This window comes from Pseudomonas sp. (genome assembly GCF_030150285.1).
Classification (GTDB): domain Bacteria; phylum Pseudomonadota; class Gammaproteobacteria; order Pseudomonadales; family Pseudomonadaceae; genus Aquipseudomonas.
In genome coordinates this window covers 22,050-46,870 of sequence record NZ_JASLGE010000042.1, presented here as the reverse complement: position 1 = coordinate 46,870, position 24,821 = coordinate 22,050, and the positions used below count along the sequence as shown (strand labels likewise).

17 protein-coding genes are annotated in these 24,821 nt (G+C 60.7%); 7 read left to right on the top strand and 10 right to left on the bottom strand.

Annotated elements, in window-relative coordinates:
- Window positions 1-227: 227 nt before the first annotated feature.
- Window positions 228-1,010, bottom strand: a complete 783-nt coding sequence (locus Q1W15_RS09890) for a TatD family hydrolase (protein ID WP_300727122.1) — start codon at window positions 1,008-1,010, stop codon at window positions 228-230.
- A 2-nt stretch (window positions 1,011-1,012) separates the two neighbouring features.
- Window positions 1,013-2,008: a catabolite repressor/activator gene (cra, locus tag Q1W15_RS09885; RefSeq protein ID WP_300727112.1), complete on the bottom strand. Its 996-nt coding sequence runs from the start codon at window positions 2,006-2,008 to the stop codon at window positions 1,013-1,015.
- 341 nt (window positions 2,009-2,349) lie between these two features.
- On the opposite strand from cra, the gene ptsP reads away from it, so the two are divergent.
- From ptsP to Q1W15_RS09870, 3 genes are read left to right on the top strand one after another with little or no spacing between them, the layout of a single operon-like run.
- Window positions 2,350-5,211: a phosphoenolpyruvate--protein phosphotransferase gene (gene ptsP / locus Q1W15_RS09880; RefSeq protein ID WP_300727103.1), complete on the top strand. Its 2,862-nt coding sequence runs from the start codon at window positions 2,350-2,352 to the stop codon at window positions 5,209-5,211.
- Window positions 5,211-6,152 (top strand): 1-phosphofructokinase, encoded by a 942-nt coding sequence (pfkB, locus tag Q1W15_RS09875; protein ID WP_300727094.1) that lies wholly within the window; start codon window positions 5,211-5,213, stop codon window positions 6,150-6,152. Before ptsP ends, pfkB begins: the two co-directional genes overlap by 1 nt.
- Before the next feature lie 11 nt (window positions 6,153-6,163).
- A complete protein-coding gene (locus Q1W15_RS09870) occupies window positions 6,164-7,900 on the top strand; it encodes a PTS fructose-like transporter subunit IIB (RefSeq protein WP_300727087.1) in 1,737 nt (578 codons plus the stop codon).
- A 53-nt stretch (window positions 7,901-7,953) separates the two neighbouring features.
- On the opposite strand, the gene Q1W15_RS09865 is transcribed toward Q1W15_RS09870, so the two are convergent.
- Both Q1W15_RS09865 and Q1W15_RS09860 read right to left on the bottom strand, forming a co-directional pair.
- Entirely contained in the window at window positions 7,954-10,488 is a 2,535-nt protein-coding gene (locus Q1W15_RS09865; RefSeq protein WP_300727082.1) for a sulfite reductase flavoprotein subunit alpha, read from the bottom strand.
- 113 nt (window positions 10,489-10,601) lie between these two features.
- Complete coding sequence (locus Q1W15_RS09860; RefSeq protein ID WP_300727078.1) at window positions 10,602-12,899, bottom strand: TonB-dependent siderophore receptor; 2,298 nt, start codon at window positions 12,897-12,899, stop codon at window positions 10,602-10,604.
- Window positions 12,900-13,116: 217 nt separating this feature from the next.
- Between Q1W15_RS09860 and Q1W15_RS09855 the strand changes: the two genes are divergently transcribed.
- Window positions 13,117-13,797: a Fe2+-dependent dioxygenase gene (locus tag Q1W15_RS09855; RefSeq protein WP_300727075.1), complete on the top strand. Its 681-nt coding sequence runs from the start codon at window positions 13,117-13,119 to the stop codon at window positions 13,795-13,797.
- A gap of 3 nt (window positions 13,798-13,800) precedes the next feature.
- Window positions 13,801-14,559, top strand: a complete 759-nt coding sequence (locus Q1W15_RS09850) for a tetratricopeptide repeat protein (protein ID WP_300727072.1) — start codon at window positions 13,801-13,803, stop codon at window positions 14,557-14,559.
- Between the two features lie 33 nt (window positions 14,560-14,592).
- Here the strand turns inward: Q1W15_RS09850 and Q1W15_RS09845 are convergent, their stop codons facing one another.
- Both Q1W15_RS09845 and Q1W15_RS09840 read right to left on the bottom strand, forming a co-directional pair.
- A complete protein-coding gene (locus Q1W15_RS09845; RefSeq protein WP_300727069.1) occupies window positions 14,593-15,756 on the bottom strand; it encodes a type III PLP-dependent enzyme in 1,164 nt (387 codons plus the stop codon).
- Window positions 15,757-16,153: 397 nt separating this feature from the next.
- Window positions 16,154-18,388, bottom strand: coding sequence for a TonB-dependent siderophore receptor (locus tag Q1W15_RS09840; protein WP_300727130.1), 2,235 nt, complete (start codon window positions 18,386-18,388; stop codon window positions 16,154-16,156).
- Between the two features lie 232 nt (window positions 18,389-18,620).
- Here Q1W15_RS09840 and Q1W15_RS09835 point away from each other — a divergent pair, with 232 nt between their 5' ends.
- Both Q1W15_RS09835 and Q1W15_RS09830 read left to right on the top strand, forming a co-directional pair.
- Window positions 18,621-19,331, top strand: a complete 711-nt coding sequence (locus tag Q1W15_RS09835) for a response regulator (protein ID WP_300727066.1) — start codon at window positions 18,621-18,623, stop codon at window positions 19,329-19,331.
- A 19-nt stretch (window positions 19,332-19,350) separates the two neighbouring features.
- Window positions 19,351-20,766, top strand: a complete 1,416-nt coding sequence (locus Q1W15_RS09830; protein ID WP_300727128.1) for an ATP-binding protein — start codon at window positions 19,351-19,353, stop codon at window positions 20,764-20,766.
- Between the two features lie 16 nt (window positions 20,767-20,782).
- Here Q1W15_RS09830 and Q1W15_RS09825 read toward each other — a convergent pair whose 3' ends face one another.
- The 4 genes from Q1W15_RS09825 to Q1W15_RS09810 form a co-directional block, all read right to left on the bottom strand.
- Window positions 20,783-21,940 carry a betaine/proline/choline family ABC transporter ATP-binding protein gene (locus Q1W15_RS09825; RefSeq protein WP_300727064.1) on the bottom strand — a complete coding sequence of 386 codons (1,158 nt, stop codon included), beginning with the start codon at window positions 21,938-21,940 and terminating at the stop codon, window positions 20,783-20,785.
- A 222-nt stretch (window positions 21,941-22,162) separates the two neighbouring features.
- The gene (locus Q1W15_RS09820; RefSeq protein WP_300727061.1) at window positions 22,163-22,855 is read right to left on the bottom strand and encodes an ABC transporter permease; all 693 of its coding nucleotides are present in this window, start codon (window positions 22,853-22,855) and stop codon (window positions 22,163-22,165) included.
- A 13-nt stretch (window positions 22,856-22,868) separates the two neighbouring features.
- Window positions 22,869-23,762 carry a glycine betaine ABC transporter substrate-binding protein gene (locus Q1W15_RS09815; RefSeq protein WP_300727058.1) on the bottom strand — a complete coding sequence of 298 codons (894 nt, stop codon included), beginning with the start codon at window positions 23,760-23,762 and terminating at the stop codon, window positions 22,869-22,871.
- 25 nt (window positions 23,763-23,787) lie between these two features.
- Window positions 23,788-24,465 (bottom strand): ABC transporter permease, encoded by a 678-nt coding sequence (locus Q1W15_RS09810; protein ID WP_300727055.1) that lies wholly within the window; start codon window positions 24,463-24,465, stop codon window positions 23,788-23,790.
- Window positions 24,466-24,821: the final 356 nt, after the last annotated feature.

The following is a 24,821-nucleotide window of genomic DNA, read 5'->3' as shown; positions in this document are numbered from 1 at the left end:
CCCTACCACTCGGTGCCTCGCTGTGGCTCGGCATGCCCTCACCACAGGCCTTGCTCCGTGGGCACGCCGCGATCGGCCATCCTTGGCCGTGTCGCGGCTAACCCGGCGTCCTGCCGGGTTACCCACTGCGCAAAACCTGCGATCGGCCAGCATGGTTTAAGGGGGCCCTTGGATCAAAAGCCAGATCAAAAGCATGCCTTGTAGGAGCGAGCTTGCTCGCGATCTTTTCAGGCAGACCAGCCAAACACGTCGCAGGTATTGGCGGTTGTGATCTCGGCCAATTGCTCCGGGCTGCAGCTCAGCACTTGGGCCAGCGCCCGGCAAATATCCGGCAGGTGTTCCGGGCTGTTGCGCTGGTGGGGGTACATGACGGGGGCCATGTCCGGCGAGTCGGTCTCCAGCACGATGGCGTCCAGCGGCAGGTCGGCAATCACTTTGCGCAACCGCAACGCTTGCGGCCAGGTCGCGGCACCCCCCAACCCCAGTTTGAACCCCAGCTTGATGTATTCACGCGCTTCTTCGCGGCTGCCCGCAAAGGCGTGGATGATCCCGCCGCGTCTTACACGCACTCTTTTTAAGGTGGCAATGACCTGAGCATGGCTGCGTCGCACATGCAGCAAGGCCGGCAACTGAGCGTCGGCGGCGAGTTGCAGTTGGGCTTCGAACAGGTGTTGTTGCGCCTGGCGGTCCAGTTCGGGCAAGAAGTAGTCGAGGCCGATTTCGCCTACGGCGCACAGTTGCGGGTGGCCCGCGAGGCGGTCAAGCCAGCCCTTGAGTTCTGTCAGGTGTTCAGCGCGATGTTGTGCAAGGAACACCGGGTGCAGGCCAAAGGCGGCGTACAGGTGAGGGTCGCTTTGCACCAGCGCCCACAGCTGCGGCCAATGCGGCTGGTCAACCCCCGGCAGCACCATCCGCGTCACGCCCCGTGCCCGGCTGCGTGCCAGTACTTGCGCGCGGTCGGGGTCGAAGTCCGGGAAGTCGAGGTGCGTATGGCTGTCGATCAGTAACATGCTCAGGCCTGGTGGATACGCTGCTTGAAGGTGCGGGCAATCGCCTGGACACCGGGCACGTAACGCTGCTCTTCAATGGCGGCCAACGCCATCTCCAGGGCTTTTTGGGCGATCAATGGGTGTTGCTGGCCCATCGCATTGACCGGCAGCGGCAAAAAGTCGAGTAACTGCGTATCGCCAAAGGTGGCCAGGCGCAGTGGCGGCTTTTGCTCCGGGTGATCGAGCAAGGCATCGAACATGCCTTGCAGCAGCACGTAAGAGGTGGTGACCAGGGCTTCGGGGAAGTGCCCCAGGCGCGCCAGCAGGTCATCAATGAGCTTGCGACCACAGTCGCGGCTAAAGGCGGCACCGTGTTCGATCAGAATGTCACCTTCAAACCCGTGCAGGGCCTGTTCGAAGCCGGCCGCCCGGGCCTGGCTGATGCTCAATTCAGGGCGTGCGCCGATCAAGGCGATTTGCCGCGGCATTGGCTGCAACAGGCTGCGGGTCAATTGCAGGCTGGCTTCGCAGTCATCGCTGATCACGGAGCAGAAGCGCTCGGGGTCCATCATCCGGTCAATGGCGATGATGGGCATGCCGAGGTCTTGCAACTGGCGATAGCTGTCATCGTCGGGGGGCAGGCAACTGGCCACAAACAACGCATCGCAGCGGCGGGCGCGAAACAGTTTCAGCAGTTGGCGTTCACTGTCCGGTGCGTCATCGGAGCTGGCGATCAGCAATTGATAGCCGCGTGCCCGTGCACCTTGCTCCAACTGTTTGGCCAAGCGCGCATAGCTGGGGTTTTCGAGGTCAGGAAGGATAAACCCCAAGGTGCGCGTGTGCCGGCTACGCAGCCCGGCAGCTTGCGGGTTGGGGGTGAACCCGTGTGCCTCGACGACCGCGCGAACACGTTCGACCGTACTGCTGCTGATGCGCTGCTGCTCAGCCTTGCCATTAATGACATAGCTAGCGGTGGTGACTGAAACGCCTGCCAGATGAGCGATATCACTGAGCTTCACGCCGATAATTCCTTATTTTTTGTAGTACATGTCGACATTTTGGCCAATCCTAACCGATAAAGGCAGCCGATCATCGTCTGCCTTGCTTGCACTGTATTTTTTTGCAACATCTGCCGGATGACGTCGATCAAAGCGACAGGTTGGGCTTCAAGCGGGAGCGATTATGCAGTAACGTGCCATGCTTTCTGGATTAAACGATTCAGCACGCCCTATTTAAAGACATTCCCTCTGATCGCAATCTGCTTTTCACCCACCTGCTGCCACGCTTTGGGGGGAGCGATCTAAGCTGACTTAATACAAAACAATACCGGGTGCCACCAAGCACCGGAAAAGGAGAACGCATGCTCGAGCTCACCATAGAGCAGATATCCATGGGCCAAACGGCTGTGGATAAGTCTGCGGCATTGCAATTACTCGCTGATCAACTAGTCGCCGATGGTTTGGTGGCCGAAGGTTATCTGAACGGCTTGCAAGCGCGTGAGGCTCAGGGTTCAACCTTTTTGGGTCAAGGTATTGCGATCCCGCATGGCACCCCGCAAACCCGGGACCTGGTGTTTACCACGGGTGTGCGTTTGTTGCAGTTTCCCGACGGGGTGGATTGGGGCAATGGTCAGATCGTGTACCTGGCGATCGGTATTGCCGCCAAGTCGGATGAGCACCTGCGGTTGTTGCAGTTGTTGACCCGTGCGCTGGGCGAAACCGACCTGGGCGAAGCCCTGCGGCGGGCCAGTACCGCCGAAGCTCTGCTCAAATTGTTGCAAGGCGCACCGCAAGAGCTGGCGCTGGATGCGCAGATGATTGGCCTTGGCGTGTCAGCCGATGATTTTGAAGAACTGGTATGGCGGGGGGCGCGTTTGTTGCGCCAGGCCGATTGCGTCAGCAATGGTTTTGCGGCCGTGCTGCAACAAGTGGAGGCGTTGCCGCTGGGTGATGGCCTGTGGTGGCTGCACAGCGAGCAAACGGTCAAGCGCCCGGGGCTGGCTTTTGTCACGCCGGACAAACCGATTCGCTACCTGGGCCAGCCGCTTAGCGGCCTGTTTTGCCTGGCCAGCCTGGGTGAAGCGCATCAGGCCTTGCTTGAGCGCCTGTGTGCCTTATTGATTGAGGGTCGTGGCCATGAACTGGGGCGGGCGACCAGCCGCCGGGCCGTGCTCGAAGTACTGGGCGGCGAACTGCCAGCGGATTGGCCGAGCGCTCGCATTACCTTGGCCAACGCCCACGGTTTGCATGCGCGCCCCGCGAAAATACTGGCGCAATTGGCGAAAAGCTTTGAGGGTGAAATTCGCGTCAGTATTGTCGGCGGGCATGAGTCCGCCGTGTCCGCCAAGAGCCTGAGCAAGTTGCTGAGCCTGGGGGCGCGCCGTGGGCAGGTCTTGGAGTTCGTGGCTGAACCGGGTATTGCCGCCGACGCGCTGCCCGCGATTCTGGCCGCCATTGAAGCGGGCTTGGGCGAAGAGGTCGAGCCGCTGCCGACGGTCAGTGAGCCCGCTAGCACAGTCGCGGATGTCGAGGCCGTGCTCACCGCCCCGGCGGCGGGGAGTGTGATCGCGGCCATTGCGGCGTCGCCTGGCATTGCCATCGGCCCGGCGCATATTCAAGTGCTGCAAAAACTGGACTACCCGTTGCGCGGCGAGTCTTCGGGGCTGGAGCGCCAACGCCTGCAAAAGGCGCTGGCCGACGTGCGTGAGGACATCGAAGGCCTGATTCAGCGCAGCCCGTCCAAGGCCATTCGCGACATTTTCATCACCCACCAGGAAATGCTCGACGACCCTGAGTTGACCGATGAGGTTGATACCCGCCTCAAGCAGGGCGAAAGCGCCGAAGCCGCCTGGATGGCGGTGATCGAGGCGGCGGCGCGGCAGCAGGAATCGTTGCAGGATGCGTTGCTGGCCGAGCGTGCGGCCGATTTGCGCGACATTGGCCGCCGGGTGCTGGCGCAATTGTGCGGGGTCGAGACCCCGGCCGAGCCGGACCAACCGTATGTGCTGGTGATGGACGAAGTCGGTCCCTCGGATGTGGCGCGTCTGGACCCGGCCCGCGTGGCAGGTATTTTGACTGCGCGTGGCGGTGCCACGGCCCACAGCGCTATCGTCGCCCGTGCCCTGGGCATTCCGGCGTTGGTGGGCGCAGGCGAGTCAGTGTTGCTACTGGCCTCAGGCACTCAACTCTTGATCGATGCACAGCGCGGTCGTCTGCATGTTTCGCCAAATGCCGAGGCCTTGCAGCGCGCCACCCAGGAGCGTGACAGCCGTGAAGCGCGGCTGCAGGCAGCCTCGGCCCGGCGCCATGAGCCGGCGGTGACGCGTGATGGCCATGCCGTTGAAGTGTTCGCCAACATTGGCGAGAGCAAAGGCGTTGCCAGCGCGGTGGAGCAGGGGGCCGAAGGCATCGGCTTGCTGCGCACAGAGCTGATTTTCATGGCCCACTCGCAGGTGCCGGACGAAGCCACCCAAGAGGCCGAGTACCGCCGTGTACTGGAGGGCCTGAACGGACGGCCGCTGGTGGTGCGTACCCTGGACGTGGGGGGCGACAAACCGCTGCCGTATTGGCCCATCGAGAAAGAAGAAAACCCGTTCCTGGGCGTGCGCGGAATTCGCCTGACATTGCAACGCCCGCAGATCATGGAAAGCCAGTTGCGTGCGTTGTTGCGTGCGGCCGATGACCGCCCGCTACGCATCATGTTTCCGATGGTCGGGAGCGTGGCCGAATGGCGTGCGGCCCGTGACATGACTGAGCGCCTGCGTCTGGAGATTCCGGTGGCCGACTTGCAACTGGGGATCATGATTGAAGTGCCGTCGGCAGCGCTGCTGGCCCCGGTGCTGGCCAAGGAAGTCGATTTTTTCAGCGTGGGCACCAACGACCTGACCCAATACACCTTGGCCATTGACCGTGGCCATCCCACGTTGTCGGCCCAGGCCGATGGCTTGCACCCGGCGGTGTTGCAACTGATCGACATCACCGTGCGGGCTGCCCACGCCCATGGCAAGTGGGTGGGCGTTTGCGGTGAGCTGGCGGCGGACCCGCTGGCGGTGCCGGTGCTGGTCGGGCTGGGTGTGGATGAGCTGAGCGTTTCGGCGCGCAGCATTCCCGAGGTCAAGGCACGGGTTCGCGAGTTGAGCCTGGAACGCCTTAAAACCCTGGCCGCCGACGCCTTGAGCGTGGGCAGCCCGGATGAAGTTCGTGCCCTGGTGGAAGCGCTCTAATGGCCAAAATTCTGACCCTCACCCTGAACCCGGCGCTGGACTTGACCGTGCGTGTGGCGCACCTCAATCCGGGCGAGGTTCACCGCAGCCAGACCCTGCTGACCCATGCGGCCGGTAAAGGCGTCAATGTTGCCCAAGTATTGGCTGATTTAGGTCATAGCCTGACCGTCAGCGGTTTTCTGGGCGAAGACAACGCGCAGGCGTTCGACGCCCTGTTTGAGCGTCGGGGGTTTGCCGACGCGTTTATTCGCGTGCCTGGCGAAACCCGCAGCAATATCAAACTGGCCGAAGACAACGGTCGGGTCACCGACTTGAATGGTCCGGGCCCTGTGGTCAGCGAGCAGGCCCAGCAGGCGCTGCTGGACATGCTCGACCGGATTGCCGGCCAGCATGAGGCGGTCATCGTGGCCGGGAGCCTGCCCCAAGGCGTCAGCCCGCACTGGTTGCGCGCGTTGGTGCTGCGGTTGAAGGCGCTGGGCCTCAAGGTCGTTCTGGACACCAGCGGTGAAGCCCTGAAGCAGGGCCTGAGCGCGGGGCCGTGGCTGATCAAGCCCAACACCGATGAGTTGCGCGAGGTGCTCGGCCGCGATGTCAGCCACCCAAGCGACCAAATCGCTGCGGCGGCGCAGTTGCACGCGCAAGGGGTTGAGCATGTGGTGATTTCCCAAGGCGCTGACGGCGTGAACTGGTTTAGCGGGGCGTTTGCCCTGCACGCGCAGCCGCCCAAGGTCAGTGTGGCCAGCACCGTGGGCGCGGGTGACTCGCTGCTGGCGGGCATGGTGCATGGCGTGCTCAGTGGCCATGGCCCGGAGCACACCTTGCGCACGGCGACCGCCATCGCGGCAATGGCGGTTACCCAGATTGGATTTGGCATCAGCGATACCGCGCACCTGACGACGCTTGAAAGCGGCGTCAACGTCCGCGCTCTGACAGAAGAATAAGAGGGATACACATGAAATTAGCCATTGTGACGGGCTGCCCTAACGGCATGGTGACCAGTGTGCTGTGCGCCCGCTTGCTCGATGCCGCCGCGCAGCGTCAGGGCTGGAGCACCAGCGTTGAAGTGCACGACCCCAAGCACCCCGAGCGCCAACTGTCGAGGGCGACACTGGATGAGGCTGAATGGGTGCTGGTGGTCAGCAGCACGCCCTTGGACATGCAACGCTTTATGGGCAAGCGGGTGTTTCAAAGCACCCCGGCCCAGGCCTTGCAGGATGTTGAAGCGGTGCTGCTGCGCGGGGTCAAGGAAGCTGAGGTCTACACGGCACCTGCACCGGCGGCTGACGCACAAAAGCCTGCGCACGCGCCTAAAATCGTCGCCATCACCGCGTGCCCTACCGGCGTGGCTCACACCTTTATGGCGGCTGAGGCGTTGCAACAGGCGGCCAAGCGTTTGGGTTATGACGTTCAGATCGAAACCCAAGGTTCTGTGGGGGCTCGCAACCCGCTCAGTGCCGAGGCTATCGCTGAGGCGGACGTGGTGTTGCTGGCGGCTGATATTGAAGTGCCGACGGAGCGCTTTGCGGGCAAAAAGATTTACCGTTGCGGCACCGGAGTTGCCCTAAAGCAAGCCGAAGCCACGCTCAACAAAGCGCTGAGCGAAGGCCGTCAGGAAGCCGCCGCTGCGAACGGCAGTGCCCCGGCCAAGCAGGAAAAAACCGGCGTTTACAAACACCTGCTGACGGGGGTGTCGTTCATGCTGCCGATGGTGGTGGCGGGCGGTTTGCTGATCGCGCTGTCGTTTGTCTTCGGCATCGAAGCCTATAAAGAGCCGGGCACACTGGCGGCGGCCTTGATGCAAATTGGCGGCGATGCAGCGTTCAAATTGATGGTGCCGCTGTTGGCCGGTTATATCGCCTATTCGATTGCCGACCGTCCGGGCCTGGCCCCGGGGATGATCGGGGGGTTGTTGGCGAGCACGCTGGGCGCAGGGTTTATCGGCGGGATCATTGCCGGTTTTATCGCCGGTTACTGCGCCAAGGCCATCAACCGCTACGCGCGCTTGCCGCAGAGCCTTGAGGCGCTGAAGCCGATTCTGATCATCCCGTTATTCGCCAGCTTGTTTACCGGCCTGGTGATGATCTACGTGGTCGGCAAGCCGGTGGCGGGCCTGCTCGAAGGCCTCACTCACTTCCTCGACAGCATGGGCACCACCAACGCCATTTTGTTGGGAGTGTTGCTGGGCGCCATGATGTGCGTGGATTTGGGTGGGCCGATCAACAAAGCCGCGTATGCGTTCTCGGTGGGGCTGTTGGCGTCGCAGAGTTATGCGCCGATGGCGGCGACCATGGCGGCGGGCATGGTGCCGCCGATTGGCCTGGGTATCGCGACCTTTATCGCGCGTCGCAAATTTGCTCAGACCGAGCGCGAAGCGGGTAAAGCGGCGCTGGTGCTGGGGCTGTGCTTTATCTCGGAAGGGGCGATCCCGTTTGCGGCCAAAGACCCGCTGCGGGTGATTCCGGCGAGCATCCTGGGCGGCGCATTGACGGGCGCGTTGTCGATGTACTTCGGCTGCAAGCTGATGGCCCCGCACGGTGGCCTGTTCGTGATGTTGATCCCGAATGCCATCAACCATGCGCTGCTGTATTTGCTGGCAATTGTGGCGGGTAGCCTGTTGACGGCGGTGGTGTATGCGGTGGTCAAACGGCCTGAGCCGGTGGACATGGCGCTGGAAACCGCCAAGGCATAACCCAACCCCTCAAGCCCGGCCCTCTCCCTGAGGGCTGGGTTGAGGGTTAGCCCTTAATACACATCCCGCCGATAACGCCCTTGCTCAATGAGCGAGGCCACGGCTTCGGCCCCCAGCAGGTCGTTGAGCGCTTGGTCCACACCTGCGGCCATGCCTTTTAAACTGCCGCAGATATAAATAGCCGCGCCGTCATCCAGCCAGCGTTTCACCTCGACAGCGGCCTCGCGCAAGCGGTCTTGCACATAGATTTTGTGCGCCTGGTCCCGCGAGAAGGCCAGGTCCAGCCGTTGTAGATCACCGCTGGCCAGCCACCCCTGCAATTCGTCGCGGCAATGGAAGTCGTGCTCGGCATTGCGCTCGCCAAAGAACAACCAGTTGCGGCACTCGCCTGTGGCGATACGGGCCTTGAGCAAGCTGCGCAGCCCTGCCAGCCCCGTGCCGTTGCCGAGCATGATCAAGGGGCGCGGTTCGGCCGGCAGATGGAAGCCGCTGTTGCGGCGCAGGCGCAGGCTGATGGCGGAACCGATGGCCGCATGCTCCGTCAACCAGCCCGAGCCCAGCCCCAGGCTGCCATCGGCATGGCGTTCCTGGCGCACGATCAGCTCCAGCAGGCCGTCTTCAGGGATAGAGGCGATGGAGTACTCACGCATATTCAGCGGGATCAAGGCATCGACCAACGCTTGAGCGTGCAGGCCAACCAAGTGTTCGCGGCTGTGCGGAAACTGGCGGCTGGCCAGCGCTTGTGCGAGGGTTTCTTGCAGACCGTCGAGTTGTACGCGGGTTTCGGGCTGCAAACCCAGGCCGTCAAGCAAATGCCCAACCGCAGCGGCCGATTGACGAGGCATCACCTCCACCAGGTCGCCTGCCTGCCAGGTCGCGTGAGCATCAGGCGCTCGCAACCCCAGCCGGTAAACCTCGGAGCCGCAGCTGTTGGGGTTGAGCAACACGCGCTGCTTCAGGGTCCAGTTGGCATAACTCGGCGCTTGCCAGTTGGCCGTTGGGGCTCCGCCGGTCAGGTGGCTGAGGTGCTGTTGCCACTGATGCAGGGCCTGGGCGTCAGCGCTGTCGACCTGCACCGGCGCGAATAACGACTGCGCGCCGCGCTCGCTCAGCCACTGTTGAACCCGGGTAGCGAAGCCGCAGAAGTGCGGGTATTGGCGGTCACCCAGCGCCAGCACCGAATACTTGAGCCCGCTGAGGCTCAACGGCTGGCCGAGAATCTTGCGTTCAAACCCGCGTGCGCTGTCGGGGGCTTCGCCATCGCCAAAGGTGCTGACCACAAACAGGGCATTGTCGGCTTTTTGCAAGTCGTCTGTGCTGACCGAGGCCAGCGGTTGGACCCGTACCGGCAAGCCGGCCGCCTGCAATTGCCCGGCGGTTTGCCAGGCCAGTTGCTCGGCAAAACCACTCTGGCTGGCAAAACCAATCAGCCAGGAAGAGCCACTGCGGTCGACGCTGGCAAGGCCTTGGCGCGCCTGTTTGATCTGGCGCTTTTTACGCCGGCGATCCAGGTACAGCAGCCAGCCCGTAATAAAGAACAGCGGCATGGTCAGGCTGGCGAGCATGACCAGAATGCGCCCTGGCAAGCCCCAATAGCTGCCGGTGTGCAGCGCGTAAATACTGGTCAGCAACTGCGCCTTGTAGGTCTTGTCGTCATAGCGCTCGACTTTCTTTACCGCGCCGGTCACCGGGTCGAGCACGATCTGGTTAAACGCGCGTTCGTGGGGCGAGGTTTTCAACAGGTAAAAAACGTTGGCAGGTTGGCCCGCGACGGGCGGCATGCGTACGTTGTACAGGCTCAGGTCAGGCCCGGCCGTTTTCTGGATGCTGGCCCAGATGGCCTCGTAATCAGCGACCGGTGCTGCTCCTGCCGGGCCTGGCTGGCCGCGACCGCCTTTGCGTTGCTCACCGCTGGGTGCATCCGAAAACAGTTTTTGCAGGCCTTTGTTGTACCACTCGTAAGACCATGACAGCCCGGTGAGCGCGGCCAACAGGTAAAAAATCAGGCACCAGGTACCGGCCACGGCGTGCAGGTCCCAGTTAAAGCTGCGACCTTTTTTGGCCCAGTCCAGGGTTAACCAGGCGCGCCAGTTCAGCGCCTTGCGCGGCCAGCGCAAATACAGGCCCGAGAGGCAGAAGAACACCAGCATCAGTGTGCAGGCCCCGGTGATTTGGCGGCCGCTCTGGCCCATGGCCAGAAAACGGTGCAATTGCAGCATCAGGTCAAAGAAGCCTTGCCCGCTGGCATCGCCTTGGTACGTGCCGGTGTACGGGTCAACCAAGCGCAATTGGCCACGGCGTTCACCGGGAGGCGGGGTAAAGAAAACCCGCGCCGCGCTGTCGCTGTCGACACCGACCCACAGCATGGCAACCTGTTTGCCCTCGGTGGCCTCGACCTTGCGCACCAACTCGGCCGGGGGCAACACACCGCCGTCGAGTTTCTCGACCTTGAGCACTGACGGGTTGAGCAGGTTCATCAGCTCGTCCTGAAAGGACACCGTCGCGCCAGTAATCCCCATGAGGGCCAGGATCAACCCTGCGGTTATCCCGAAAAACCAGTGCAGTTGAAACAGGGTTTTCTTAAACACGACGACCGCCTGGCTCGCTCAATTAAACACTTCACGGCGCAGTATGCCGTGTTTGATTACACACAAAAGCCCCGACCATGGGAGGGCCGGGGCTGGGGGCCACGCGCTGCGACTTAGAAGTGGAAGCTGGTGGTCAACAAGGCGGTACGGCCCGCTGCCTGGCTGGCGAAGTGCGAAGCGTAGGCTTTGTCGTAGTAGGTCTTGTCGGTCAGGTTTTGCACGTTCAGTTGCAGGTCGATGTTCTTGGTCAGCTTGTAGTTGGCCATGGCATCGAAGCGCGTGTAGGACGGCACGTAAACGGTGTTGGCGGTATCGCCGTACACTTCGTCAACGTAGAAGGCACCGCCACCGATGGTCAGCTTCGGCATGACTTCATAGGTTGTCCACAGGCTGAAGCTGTTTTTCGGCGTGTTTGGCATTTCGTTGCCTTTGTCCGATACGGCCCCCGTGTTCACCGCACCGGTACGGGTAGCTTTCAGGCCCGGGTCAACCAGCTCGCTTTTCAGGTAGCTGTAGCCGGCAAACACTTGCCATTTGTCCGTGATCTTGCCGCTTGCTGACAGCTCGATACCGTCAACACGGGACTTGCCGGCGTTCTCGTAAGTGAACGAATCGGTCAGAACACGGGTGTTCTTCTTCTCGGTACGGAACACGGCAGCGGTCAAGGACAGGCGGTCATGGAAGACGTCCCACTTGGTGCCCAACTCATAGTTGACGGTTTCTTCAGGTTTCAGGTCGCTGGTGATGTTGCTGCCGGGTGTGACCAGCGAGTTGCCTTCGGCACCTTCGCCTACCACGCCGCCCGGCGGGCTCGCGGAGGTGGCGTAAGACACATACACGCTGCCGTTATCCAGCGGCTTCCAGACCAGGCCTGTTTGCCAGTTGAAGAAGTTGCTGTTGTTCTCGGCTTTGGTACGCCCGGTCGTCGCGTTGGTGTTGGCGGTTGTATCGAATTGGTCGTAACGCAGGCCAGCATTGAGCAACCACTGCGGGTCCAGCTCAATGGTGTCAAACACGTAAGCCGCTTTGGTCACGCCAACGGTGTTGGTGCCGTTGTAGTTGCGGGTTTTGGTGCCGGTCCAGTCGTCATTCGGGTTCGGGTTGGACAGGGAGGTGCACTGGCCACCGCTGTTGCCAATTTTATCCACGGTGCAGTTGGGGTTGGCGTTGGGCGAAATAGTGTAACCACTGACACGGGTTTCTTCGCGGGTGAACTCAATACCGGTGGAGTAGGTGTTCTTGAAGCCCGCCAGGTCGAAACTGCCAAACAGATCGGTCTGGTTGGTGGTGGTTTCGGTTGTTGAAACGCGGGTGTTGGCCCGACGCCAGACGGTGCCGTATTTATTGACGTTGAACTTGCTGTCGTCCGGCTGAGTCAGGACGTAGTCCTGGCCCGTGTTGCCGTGGCGGAAGGTGTTCTTCACGGTCATCGAATCGTTCAGGTCGTGTTCGAACGAAATCGTGCTGATGTCCACACGGGTTTTGCGGAAGTCGCGGTCTTTCAGGCCGTAGAAGTTTTTGCTGTTGCCGCCGTCATCCGGTTTGTCATGCACGTGAGCGGTGGCTGTTGGGGAGCTATAGCCGTAAGGAATGCCCGAGTCCGGCAGGTCGTTGCTTTCCAGGTGGTAGTAGCTCACGTTCAGGCGAGTATCCGTGCCCAGCCCGAAGGTCAGCGACGGTGCCACGCCCCAGCGGTCGTAGTTAATCGACTCGCGGCCGGCCACGTTCTGTTCGTGGCTCATCAGGTTCAAACGGAACGCTGCGGTCTCCAGAAACTGACGGTTGACGTCCAGGGTGTAGCGGCGAGTCTGGTCGGAACCGTAGGTGAAGCCGCCGTTGAGGAAGTCGGCTTGCTTGGGCGTCTTGCTCACCAGGTTCAAGCTGCCACCCGCCGAACCACGGCCACCAAAGGAAGAGTTCGGCCCTTTGCTGACTTCAATGGATTCGATATCGAAAATTTCTCGGGTCTGGCCGCCTGCGTCGCGCACGCCATCGAGGTAAGTGTCGCCTTGAGCGTCAAAGCCGCGAATGAACGGACGGTCGCCCTGCGGGTTGCCGCCTTCGCCAGCGCCAAAGGTCACGCCTGGAACGGTACGCAGCGCGTCTTGCAATGAAAGGGCTGCGGTGTCTTGCAGCACTTGTTGAGGGATGACGGTGACGGAACGCGGGGTGTCGACCAGCGGTGCGGTGTATTTCTGCGAGCTGGCTTTTTCGACCTGGTATGACTGTTGGTTCTGCTCACCGGTCACCGTTGTCGCGCCCAGCGAAATACTCTTGCCTTGGGCTTTGCTGTCAGTGTTTTCAGCGGCCTGGGCCATATGGGCGGCGGAGGTGGCTGTGATCGCAACACCAATGGCTGAAGCCAGTAAACGCGGTGAGCTGACAGGTATTTTTAGTGGCTGGCGCGACATGAATTGATCCCTTCCCCGAGAATTTGAGCCGCGAAATATAGTGCAAACAATTATGGCTATCAATTGAGAGGCATTACTATTAGCGCTAAATTTACATTCTTTACACTCTGCCTTTACGGTTTTTTCACAGGTGTTCGTCTCTCGTTCGCAGAACGGTTTTACACAATCAATAAGAATCAATACCATTGCCATCCCCTTGCTATCAGGTACTGCCCCCATGCTCTTGCATATTCCCGGCTTGTTTTCCCGTGAAGAGGTGCAGCGCATCCGCGAAGCGCTTGAGCAAACCGAATGGGCAGACGGCAAAATCACGGCGGGGTTTCAGTCGGCCAAGGCCAAACACAACCTGCAATTGCCCGAAGGTCATCCGCTGGCCAAGGAAATTGGCGCAGCCATGATCGACCGGCTGTGGCAAACCCCGTCGTTCATGTCCGCCGCATTGCCGCACAAAGTCTTCCCGCCGCTGGTGAATTGCTACACCGCAGGGGGCAGTTTCGACTTTCATATCGACAACGCAGTGCGCCAGCCCAAAGGCAGTGCCGAACGGGTGCGCACGGATTTGTCGGCCACGCTGTTTTTCAGCGACCCCGAGGACTATGACGGCGGTGAGCTGGTGATTCAGGACACCTACGGCGTGCAGCAGGTCAAACTCCCGGCGGGCGACATGGTGTTGTACCCCGGCACCAGCTTGCACAAGGTCAATGCGGTCACGCGCGGCACACGGTTTGCGTCGTTCTTCTGGACCCAAAGCCTGGTGCGCGAAGACAGCCAGCGCACCTTATTGTTTGAAATGGACAACGCCATTCAGCAACTGACCCGTGACGTGCCGGATCACCCTTCGCTGATTCAGCTCACGGGCACTTATCACAACCTGTTACGTCGCTGGGTCGAGGTGTAGGCCATGAGTTTCCAGCTACGCCGTGAAGAACGGCTCGACGGTGCGCAATTGACGGCGATGTTGAGCGAAAACCCGGCGAAGGCCGCGCAAGCCATTTTGCTGGCGGCGTCACAAGGCATGGTCGATGCCCAAGCCCTGTTGGGCCAGATTCTGCTCGACGGCAAGGGCATTGAGCGCGACCCGGTACTGGCCAAGCGCTGGTTTCAGATTGCGGCAAATGCCGGTCACTTGATGGCCCGCAATATGCTGGGCCGTTGCTGGGAACAGGGATGGGGCGGGGCGGCGGATGCGACCCTGGCCAGCCTGGAATACCGCCAAGCGGCCGAAGCGGGGCTGGACTGGGCGATGTACAACTATGCCAACCTGTTGGCAACTGGCCGAGGCGTGACCGAGAACCCGAACACCGCGCTGTTGTTATACCGCCAGGCGGCCGAACTGGGGCATGCCAAGTCGATGAACTTGTTGGGGCGTTACCTGGAAGAGGGCCGTCATTGCCCACAGGACCTGAAGGCGGCCTACGCCTGGTACGAGCGTTCGGCTGAGGGTGGCGATTTTCGGGGGCAATTCAGCCATGCGGCGATACTGGCCGGAAACGGCCGTGTCGATGAAGCCCTGGTATGGCTGGAGCGTGCGCTGGAAGGCGGTAATCTGAATTTTTTGCGGGTCGCTCACGTGGCGCTGGAGCAATCCAGTGTGCCCGAGATCCGGCAGATGAGTGCGGCGTATCGGCGCCGAATGGAAGCCTTATCGGCACCTGAGTGACAACCGGCGACCGGTTGCCACTCGCGAGGGTGCTTACAGGTAGAACGATTTCAGCGGCGGGAAGCCGTTGAACTCAACAGCGCTGTAGCTGGTGGTGTAAGCACCGGTGGACAACCAGTACAGACGGTCACCGATGGCCAGGTTCAGTGGCAGGCCGTACTTGTAGTTTTCATACATGATGTCGGCGCTGTCGCAGGTCGGGCCGGCGATGACCACTTCTTCCATTTCGCCTTTCTTTTCTGTCCAGATCGGGAACTTGATGGCTTCGTCCATGGTTTCGATCAGGCCCGAGAACTTGCCCACGTCCGTGTACACCCAACGCTCCACCGCGGTACGCGACTTGCGGGCGACCAGAACCACTTCACTGACCAGCACCCCGGCGTTGGCAATCAACGAACGGCCCGGTTCCAGAATGATTTCTGGCAGGTCGTCACCGAAGTCTTCCTTAAGGAAGCGGATGATTTCTTGCGCGTAGGTTTCCAGGCTGTTGGTGCGGGTGATGTAGTTGGCCGGGAAGCCACCGCCCATGTTGATCAACTTGAGCACGATGCCGTCTTCTTCTTTCAGGCGCTCGAAGATCACTTTGACCTTGGCAATCGCCGCGTCCCACACGCTGATGTCGCGCTGCTGGGAACCCACGTGGAACGAAATGCCGTAAGGCACCAGGCCCAGGTCACGGGCCAGGATCAGCAGGTCCATGGCCATGTCGGTCTGGCAGCCGAACTTGCGCGACAACGGCCAGTCAGCGGTGGTCGAGCCTTCGGTCAGGATGCGCACGTACACTTTTGAGCCCGGGGCGGCCTTGGCGATGTTGCGCAGGTCGGCTTCGGAGTCGGTAGAGAACAGGCGCACGCCTTTCTCGTAGAAGTAACGGATGTCCTTGGACTTCTTGATGGTGTTGCCGTAGCTGATGCGGTCAGGGCCAACGCCTTGAGCCATCACTTTGTCCAGCTCGTAGATCGACGCGATGTCGAAGTTCGACCCTTTGTCGCGCAACAGGTCGATGATTTCGACGGCCGGGTTGGCTTTGACGGCGTAGTACACCTTGGCGAATTCGAAACCGGCGCGCAGGTCGTCGTAGGCCTGGCTGATCATGGCGGTGTCGATCACCACGAACGGGGTTTCCTGGGTGTCCGCGAACGCCTTGATTTTTTGAAAGGTTTCGCGCGCGTAATAGTCTTCGACCTTAATCGACATGCGTAGGGAACTCCTGATGGCAAACGTCATGAATAAATGGGTGCAGCTGAACATCCTCCGTATCCCCACTTTGGTTCGCCTACTTCCCAAGGCATGTCCGCCGAAAGCTTGCTCTCTCGTCGTCAGTACTTGAGCCGGATGGATCGTTTCCAGCATGGATGTTCGGCGCGAACTTTAGGGCGTGAGTGCGTTGAGATCAACAAAAAATGTCGCGTTTTTGCACGAGTTCGTCGGCGCGGCCGGCCCCGCTATTTAAGTAACCGACCTTGATGACAGGGTGATGTTCCCGTCATGGCGTTTTTGGCCGTTTGCAAATGGACGAAGCCCGCCATAAGGCGGGCTTCGGTAGTTGCACATTGACGCATGGCTTACCTTGGGGAAGGGATTGGCTCAGGCCTCAAAATGCAGTACTCAGGGTCAACGACAGGCTACGCGGATCACCGTAAATGGCCCCGGCATAGAAGCCGTAGCGGGTGTAGTAAGTCTTGTCGAATAGGTTGTTGGCATTCAGGGTGACGGTGGTGTCCTCGGTAAGGTCGTATTTGGCCATGGCATTCCACACGGCATAGCCTGCCCAGGTTACGTCGGTCGGGCCGCGGCTCACGCCGTTGGTGGGAATGCCCGCCGGGGTCGAGGTGGCGCGAATGCTGGTTTGCGCGGTGACACCAGTGCCAATCGTCAGGCGATCAAGAGGGCCGGACAGGCGATAGGTGGTCGAGGCCTTGAACAGGTGCGACGGGTCACTCTGGCCGTCGGCGTTCAGGCGCATGAAGTGCAAGTAGGTGTAGCCACCATAGACATTCCAGTTGGGGGTCAGTGCGCCGGACACTTCCAGGTCGATCCCTTCGGTTTCTACGCCAGTGCCTGCCTTATAGGCCTGGGCACCGGTAGGCGTCAGGTTGTCGCCATCCGTGACGGCCTTGTTTTCCTGACGGGTCTGAAAGTAAGCGATTTGCGCATTGGCCCGGCCTTCAAACCATTCACCTTTAATCCCGGTCTCATAGCTCTGACCGCGAATGGGTTCGACCTTGTTGCCGCTGGCGCTTTCCTGGCTCTGCGGGCTGAAGATGTCGGTGTAGCTGGCGTACAGCGAGTAGGTGTCATTGAGGTCATACACCGCGCCCAAGTAAGGCGTGACGATGCCGTTTTGTTGTTGACTGCCGCGCACACCGGTGTTCGACACCGTTGTGCTGCTGTAGTCGCTGACACGGGCGCCCAGGATGACCGACAACGGGTCGGTAATGCTCAGGCGGGTAGCGGCATACAGGCCTTTGAGGCGAGTGACGGTTTTGCTGTGCAGGCCGGTTTTGTAAGCGTCCATGCGGTAGTCACCATCGACCCCGTCTTGCCAGTTGGTAATCGGGAGCCCGTTGTTGGCCCGGTACTGGCAACCCAGCGAGCTGACGGTAGGGCGATGGGTGCCGAACATGTCGCAGGTGTACTGAGGCGACCAGGCGACGGTGCGGCTGTCGTTGTAGCCGAACATGGCCTGATGGGTGCGGCCGAACAGGCTGAACGGCCCGGTCACGTCGACTTGCGCCGATTGCTGAGTAGTGTCGGTCGAACTGTGCAAACCGTTGAGCACGGCACCGGTGCCATCCTGGTTCCAGTAGCCGCCGAATGCGCCCTTGCCCAGCGAGTTGACCTTGGCCAGACCGCGGTGATTCAGCGCGTCGGTGGTGCTTTGCGCCGCTTTCACGTTAAGGGTCCAGTCGTTATCGAAACGATGCTCCAGCGAGCCGAAAGCGGTGTGGGTGGTGTATTCGCCGAAACTCCAGCTCGGCACCACGTTGGTGCTGCGCGGCAGGCTGGTGGTGCTGCCGTCGCCGTACCAGATCGGGATGTTGGCCCCCCAGCCGCCACCCACGATTTTGTAGTACTCGTATTGATAGCCCGCACCGAGAGTGGTGGCGTCCGTCAGGTCGAACTCCAGGTTGGCCATCGCGGCCCGCGAGCGGTCAGACTGTTGATCGCGGAAGGAGTTGGCGTCTTCTTGGGTCATGACCAGGCGCGAGCGTAGGCGGCCATCTTCCGACAGCGGCAGATTCAGATCAGCGCCCAAGCGCCGCTTGTCCCAACTGCCATAGGTGACATAAGCACTGCCGCCAAACTCATAACCCGGGCGTTTGCGGATCAGGTTGACGGTAGCGGATGGATCGCCGGTGCCGCCCAACAGGCCGTTGGCACCGCGCACGATGTCGATGCGCTCATACAGGTCCATGTTCAGCGAACTGCCGCCGCCGCTGAAGTCCGAACCGCCTTGAAACTGCAGGCCGTCCATTTTCCAGTTGGTAATCGGATAGCCGCGCGCCCGGTACTCGGTGCGCCCGCCGACTTCCGACTTGCTCATGGTGACGCCGGGTGCGCTGTCCAGCGCTTGCTCGATGTTGGTGATCTGGCGGTCAGCCATTTGTGCCTGGGTGATGGTGGTGACCGATTGCGGCGTTTGGCGCGGGGTCAGCTTCATGCCTGTAGAACTGGTGGTGCTCTTGACGGTGTACCCCAGCTGGCCGGTGCTCTCATCGGCTGACGGCAGGGTGCCCTCTACATTCAAGGTGTCCAGTTCAAGCGCAGCGGCCGCCGCCTGCTGGCTGGCCATGCCCACCATGGCGCTAAGGCTGATGGCCACCATGAGTGCGGCCTGGCGGCGAGGGGCTCTTGGGTGGCCCAGAGGGTTCAACAGCAAACGTCGCGGTGATAAATCCGTCATCATGCCCTGCGTAGTCATTGGTAATAGTTCGTATTTGCAGATAATGTTTGGTAGCATTTTAGGTATCGCGCCGTTGCGCACTATTGTCGGTTTGTGTGGATCTGTAATGGAATGTAAGGAACGGCATGCGACACCCGCCCCAAAGCCTTTGCCAGTGACCAAAACGCTCTTGGTGGTGGATGACGACGATGAAATTCGCGAGCTGTTGTGCGATTACCTGAGCGAGAACGGGGACCACGTGCTGGCGGCTGCCGATGGCCTGGAGATGTGGGCGCTGCTGGAGCGTCACCCTGTCGACCTGGTGGTGCTGGACGTCATGCTGCCGGGTGAGGACGGCCTGAGCCTGTGCCGCCAGCTCCAGTCGCGGCCCGGCTTGAGCGTCATCATGTTGTCTGCCAAAGGGTCTGCCTTCGATCGCATCATCGGGCTTGAGGTGGGTGCCGACGATTACCTGACCAAGCCCTTCGAGCCGCGTGAACTGGTGGCCCGGATCAAGGCGGTGCTGCGTCGCCAGCAACGCCTCGAAGCCGTCGCACTGCCAGCCGCGGCCCCGCAGCAAGGGTTCTCGGGTTACCGGCTCGACTACACCAAGCGCCTGCTTCACACCCCCCAGGGGCAGGCGCTGACATTGCCGCGTTCCGACTTCAGGGTATTGCGTGACCTGCTGGAAGCGCGCGAGTGTGTGTTATCCCGCGATCAATTAACGCTCAGTGCCATGGGCCGCGAGTACGCGCCGGACGACCGTTCAATCGACATGTGCATCAGCCGTTTGCGCCAGCACTTTAAAGACGGCCCGGTTCAGATCGTGACGGTGCGCAACGAAGGCTACTTGCTGAGTGTGTCCAGCCCGGATGCTACGGTTTAACCCCGTGCGCGACAGGTTCGTGCGGGGCGTGAAGCGCCTGTGGCCCAAAACCCTGTTTGGCCAACTGACGCTGATTCTGGTCAGCGGTACATTGGCCATTCAGCTGTCATCGAGCAGCATCTGGTTCGATGTGCGCTATGCCCAAGTGCTGGAAGCCCCGGTGCGGCTGATGGCCAGTCGCACCGCGCAATTGATTGGTCAAGACCGTTGCACGCCGGGGCAGGCCATGGTGGCTCCCACCAACTACACGGTCACTTGCCTGGCCGTCAAACCGGACAACCACCCCGCCAACCGCCGCGCCGCACGCCGCACGACCTTGCTGTTGAATCAGGCGCTGGCGTATGAACTGGGGCAGAACGCCTTGGTCGATGTGTTAAAGGTTGAGTTGACCGACGCCCAGGGTCAACCGCTGGTCTGGCGCAGCCTGTTTGGCCTGCAAACGGCCACGGCTCACGTGGATTTCGTGGTACCTCTGGCAGATGGCCATTGGCTGAGCATCGAAGGGCACGAGTTGCAGGGCTGGAGCGGAGAGTCGGCTTGGGCGGTGATTGCCGATTATATTTTGCGGGTGTATGTGGTGCGGATTGTGGGCGTGTTCGGGATTTGCTGGTTGGCGGTACGGCTGTGCTTGCGCCCTTTGAAACGCCTGAGTGATGCCGCGCACGCGTTGGGCGATAACCTTGACCAGGCACCACTGGCCATTGAAGGCCCGCTGGAAGTGCGCCAGGCCGCGCGCACCTTTAATGCCATGCAGCAACAGATTGTCGCAATGCTCAACGACCAGAGTTTTTTCCTGGCGGCCGTGTCCCATGACCTGCGTACTCCGTTGACCCGCATGCGCCTGCGCATTGAGCGCCTGAGCGATGAGACCCAGCGTGAGCGCCTGAAACAGAACATTTACCAAATGGACAAGATGATTGCTCAGGTACTCGACTACCTGCAGAGCGCCCAGCAGCACACCTGCCAATTGGTCGACATCGACAGCCTGTTACGCACCCTGTGTGCCGAACTGGCGACGGCCGACGAGCGCCTTCCCATTAGCGGCCGCGGTGGTGTGATCTATGCCAACGGCGTGCTGCTGCACCGTTGCCTGCAAAACTTGCTGGAAAATGCGCTGCGCTATGCCCGGCAGATACAGATTGACGTTGAACGCACCGACTTGGGTGTACGCCTGTGTATCAGTGATCGCGGGCCCGGTATCGCGCCGCCCATTCTGCAATCGGTCACCGCCCCGTTCGTGCGCGCTGACACGTCGCGCAACGATCAGTCCGGCGGCTATGGGTTGGGGCTGAGTATCGCCAAGCGCATTGCTGTCAGCCACAAAGGCTGCCTGGAACTGACCCCCCGGGAAGGGGGCGGTTTGACCGCCTGTGTGTTTATTCCCCACAGCAGCGCCGAGGATATGCAGGCGCGCACCCGTCAGGCACCGGCCTGAAGGGTGCGCTGCGGTGTCAGGCGATGGCGATATCCGCTGGCGACACAATGCTGGTTTTAGCCCCGCGTGAGCGCCCCGAACTCAGATAGGCCGCAATCGACTCTTGGGTGACTTCGCCCAGGAACACGCGTTCGGCGTCCATCACTGGCAACCAGGAACGGTTGAACTCGTACATGCGCGACAGCAGGATGCGCAGGTTTTCGTCATAGGCTGCCGTGGCGTTGAATTCGCGCAGGAATTGGCCACACGTGCCCGTCTGGCGGTGCAGGTCACGACGGCGCACATAGCCCAGCGCTTTATTGTCGGCGCAGGTGACGGCGACATAACGGCGGTCCAGTTCGTCCATCAACTCCAGCGCTTCGCCCACCGGCGTCTGCGGGCTTACAGACGGCGCGTTGTCGGCCGCGTCTTCGGCCTTGACCAGTAGCAGGCGCTTGAGCGTGCTGTCCTGGCCTACAAAGTTGCTGACAAAGTCGTCGGTCGGGTGGGCAAGCAACGTGTCGGGGTGGTCCATTTGCAGCAACTTGCCGCCGCGGAAAATCGCAATTTTATCACCCAGCTTCAAGGCTTCATCGATGTCGTGGCTGACCATGATCACCGTCTTGTTCAACGCCCGCTGCATCTCGAAGAATTCGTTCTGGATCATCTCGCGGTTGATCGGGTCGACCGCACCGAACGGCTCATCCATTAATAGCAGCGGCGCATCAGCGGCCAGGGCGCGGATCACGCCGATACGCTGTTGCTGCCCCCCCGACAGTTCACGGGGGTAGCGGTGCAAGTATTGCTTGGGTTCAAGCTTGATCATGCTCATCAGTTCGCGGGCGCGGTCATGGCATTTTTGCTTGTCCCAGCCGAGCAGCTTCGGCACCACCACGATGTTTTCTTCGATGGTCATGTTGGGGAACAGGCCAATCTGCTGAATCACGTAGCCGATGTTGCGACGCAGGGTCACCGGGTCGAGGTCGGTGGTGTCTTCGCCGTTGATCAAAATCTTGCCGGAGGTCGGCTTGATCAGGCGGTTGATCATTTTCAGCGTGGTGCTTTTGCCGCAACCCGAAGGCCCGAGGAAGACGCAGATTTCACCTTCGTTGACGGTCAGGCTTACCGAGTCCACGGCTTTGACGTCTTTGCCGTTGCTTTGGAAAGTTTTGCTGAGGTTTTGAAGTTCGATCATTTGAGCAGTCCAGGTAGGGGGTGTTCGCCGCAAATGGCGGAGCGCGTTGGTGTTGTGATCGCCCCGGGCAAGGCGTGGGGCGCAGGGAATGTAATTCCCTTGCCAAGCCCCATAACGCAGCCCGGGGCGATCACAACGCCAACCCGTAGGGCCGTGCCCCACAAAGCGCAATACGTCGTTGCTCGTCGTTCATTTGAAAAAACCAAACATCTCTCCTCGCGCCTAGTCTTGCGCTTTGTGGGGCGACGGCGCGCCCGTCATTTGCGGCGAACACCCCCTACTCGTCAGCGAGCGTTGCAGCCATTGCAGAAGCAGGTCGGCGATGATGGCCAGCACACTGACCAATACCGCGCCGACGATCAGCATCGACATGTCGCTACGGCTGATTGCAGCCAGAATAAGTACACCCAGACCGCCGGCACCGATGGTGGCGGCGATGGTCATTACACCAATGTTCATCACGACGGCGGTGCGCACACCGGCCAGAATCACCGGCACGGCGATCGGCAGTTCAACCATGCGCAAACGCTGGCCGAAGGTCATGCCAATGCCGCGTGCGGCCTCGCGAATGCCTGGATCCACGCCGGTGAGGGCGAGGAAGGTGTTGCGCATGATGGGCAGCAGGGAATACAGAAACACTGCCGTAATGGCCGGCATTGGGCCCAGGCCCTGGCCGAATTTGGAATAAAACGGCAGCAGCAGGCCAAACAGGGCAATGCTTGGAATGGTCAGCAGCACGGTGGCGCTGGCTTGCAACGGCCCGGCAAACGTCGGAAATCGCGTCATCAGGACGCCCAGCGGCACACCGACAAAAATCGCCAGGGTGACGGCAATGCCGACCAGGCTGATGTGTTGCAAGGTCAGGTGCAGTACCAGCGACCAATCCATATGGGAAAAGGCGTTTAAAAAGTCCATGTCTTCTCCTCGGTCAGTTCAGGGGATGCTGGCGCAAAAAGTCAGCGGCCACGTTGGCGGGGCTTTCGTGGTCCACGTCGACCCGGGCGTTGAGCTGGCGCATGGTTTCGTCGTCGAACAGGTCCGCCAGCGGTTTGAGCAGCGCTTCGAGGTCAGGGTGCTTGTCCAGGTAAGCCTTGCTCACCACCGGCGCGGCCGTGTAGTCCGGGAAGTAGTGCAGGTCGTCGTCGAGCATCTTGAGATTAAAGGCGCTCAGGCGTCCGTCGGTGGTGTAGACCAACCCGGCAAAGACCTGGCCGTTTTTCAGCGCGGTATAGACCAGCCCCCCGTCCATCTGGCGGGTATTGCGGCGCGTCAGGTCCATGTCATACAGCTCGACCATGCCCTGCATACCGTCGGAGCGGTTAGCGAACTCGGTGTCCAGGGCCACCAGTGCACCGTTGTTTTGCGGGTCGGCCAGCGCGCGGTTCAGGTCGCTGATGGTGTTGATGTCAGGGAACGCTTGCGCCACCTTTTGCGGCAACGCCAGGGCGTAAGTGTTGCTGAACTTCGAGGGGTGCAGCCAGATCAACCCCTTTTTGGCGTCGAGCGCTTTGACGCGGTCGTAAGATTGCTGGCTGTCGAGTTTGTCGGTGACGTGGTTATAGGCCACCAGCGATACGCCGGTGTATTCCCAGACCATGTCCAGTTGCCCCGACTCATGGGCCGCACGCGCCAGGCTGCTGCCCAGCCCACCCGTAACACGCGCGTTGTAGCCCTTGCTGTTGAGGTACTGGGCGGTGATTTCGGCGAGCAGGGTTTGCTCGGTGAACACCCGCGCCCCAATGCGAATCAAGGGTTTTTCAGCGGCGTGGACAATTCCTGCGCACAGCAGGACGCAGCCTAATAAAAAGCTAATTTTTTTCATGACTATTCCTTTGCTCAGCCGGACCTTAAGCAGGCCGTAGACCGCGTTCCAGCCAGCGGCGGCTGATGAGTATCACCAGGCCATCAAGCAGCAAGGCCAGCAGCGCCGTACAGGCAGCGCCGAGGATCAGTTGCGGCTGATTATTAAGGGCAATGCCGGGGAAAATCAGGCTGCCCAGGCTGTTGGCTCCAATCAGGAACGCGAGGGGCGCGGTGCCGACGTTGATCGCCAGCGCTACCCGCACACCGCCCATGATGATGGGCACCGCGTTGGGCAACTCGACCTGCCAGAGCACCTGGCGCGGGGTCATGCCGATGCCGACAGCGGCCTCTTTGAGCGAGCCCTGTACGTTTTTCAGGCCTTCATAGGTGTTGCGCACAATGGGCAGCAACGAGGCCAGAAACAGGGCGAAGATGGCAGGGCCACTGCCGATACCGAGAAAGCCAAGCGCAATGGCCAGTACGGCGAGCGGTGGCACGGTGTTGCCAATGTTGAAGACTTGCATGAAGCGTTCCGCACGCCCGGCCATGCTTGGCCGGCTGAGGAAGATGCCCGCGGGAATCCCTACAAGGAGGGCGACGAGCATTGAAACGAGTACGAGGTACAGGTGGGCTTGCAGGTAGAACAACAAATCATCGTGATAGTGTTCGATAGTGCTGATGCCGATCCATTGGACCAACAGGGCCAGGAGCGCGATAACCATCACGCCTCCGATAAGCCCTTTTCCATAGCGATTAGCCACAGGCGGACTCCTTTTTTCAGTCGGCGGACACATTCTCGTGTGGCAAGGCCATTCCTGGCTGCCGACAATGTGTTCGCGAAGAGCAACAGGGAGTGGCGAAAAAAACGCCCTCATCACCTGTCATTAGCGCAGCCTCGTCAGGCTAACTTGCTGATATTTCAGCCCCTGACGCTTTGTCGAATCAGGAGAGTGGACGCCTCCACTGTTTAAAAGGTTCACATTTTTTACGGCATAATGCCACCCTTGTCCGACGAGCAAGGGTTCCAACGGTGGCTGTTTAGCCCTGATTTGAGCTATAATCCGCGCCCTTTTTTGAA

Bases quoted from the DNA above. Each gene is read 5' to 3' on its own strand.
- Q1W15_RS09890 (WP_300727122.1), bottom strand. From the start codon at position 1,010: ATGTTACTGATCGACAGCCATACGCACCTCGACTTCCCGGACTTCGAC.
- ptsP (WP_300727103.1), top strand. From the start codon at position 2,350: ATGCTCGAGCTCACCATAGAGCAGATATCCATGGGCCAAACGGCTGTG.
- pfkB (WP_300727094.1), top strand. From the start codon at position 5,211: ATGGCCAAAATTCTGACCCTCACCCTGAACCCGGCGCTGGACTTGACC.
- Q1W15_RS09870 (WP_300727087.1), top strand. From the start codon at position 6,164: ATGAAATTAGCCATTGTGACGGGCTGCCCTAACGGCATGGTGACCAGT.
- Q1W15_RS09860 (WP_300727078.1), bottom strand. From the start codon at position 12,899: ATGTCGCGCCAGCCACTAAAAATACCTGTCAGCTCACCGCGTTTACTG.
- Q1W15_RS09855 (WP_300727075.1), top strand. From the start codon at position 13,117: ATGCTCTTGCATATTCCCGGCTTGTTTTCCCGTGAAGAGGTGCAGCGC.
- Q1W15_RS09850 (WP_300727072.1), top strand. From the start codon at position 13,801: ATGAGTTTCCAGCTACGCCGTGAAGAACGGCTCGACGGTGCGCAATTG.
- Q1W15_RS09845 (WP_300727069.1), bottom strand. From the start codon at position 15,756: ATGTCGATTAAGGTCGAAGACTATTACGCGCGCGAAACCTTTCAAAAA.
- Q1W15_RS09840 (WP_300727130.1), bottom strand. From the start codon at position 18,388: ATGGTGGCCATCAGCCTTAGCGCCATGGTGGGCATGGCCAGCCAGCAG.
- Q1W15_RS09825 (WP_300727064.1), bottom strand. From the start codon at position 21,940: ATGATCGAACTTCAAAACCTCAGCAAAACTTTCCAAAGCAACGGCAAA.
- Q1W15_RS09820 (WP_300727061.1), bottom strand. From the start codon at position 22,855: ATGGACTTTTTAAACGCCTTTTCCCATATGGATTGGTCGCTGGTACTG.
- Q1W15_RS09815 (WP_300727058.1), bottom strand. From the start codon at position 23,762: ATGAAAAAAATTAGCTTTTTATTAGGCTGCGTCCTGCTGTGCGCAGGA.
- Q1W15_RS09810 (WP_300727055.1), bottom strand. From the start codon at position 24,465: ATGGTTATCGCGCTCCTGGCCCTGTTGGTCCAATGGATCGGCATCAGC.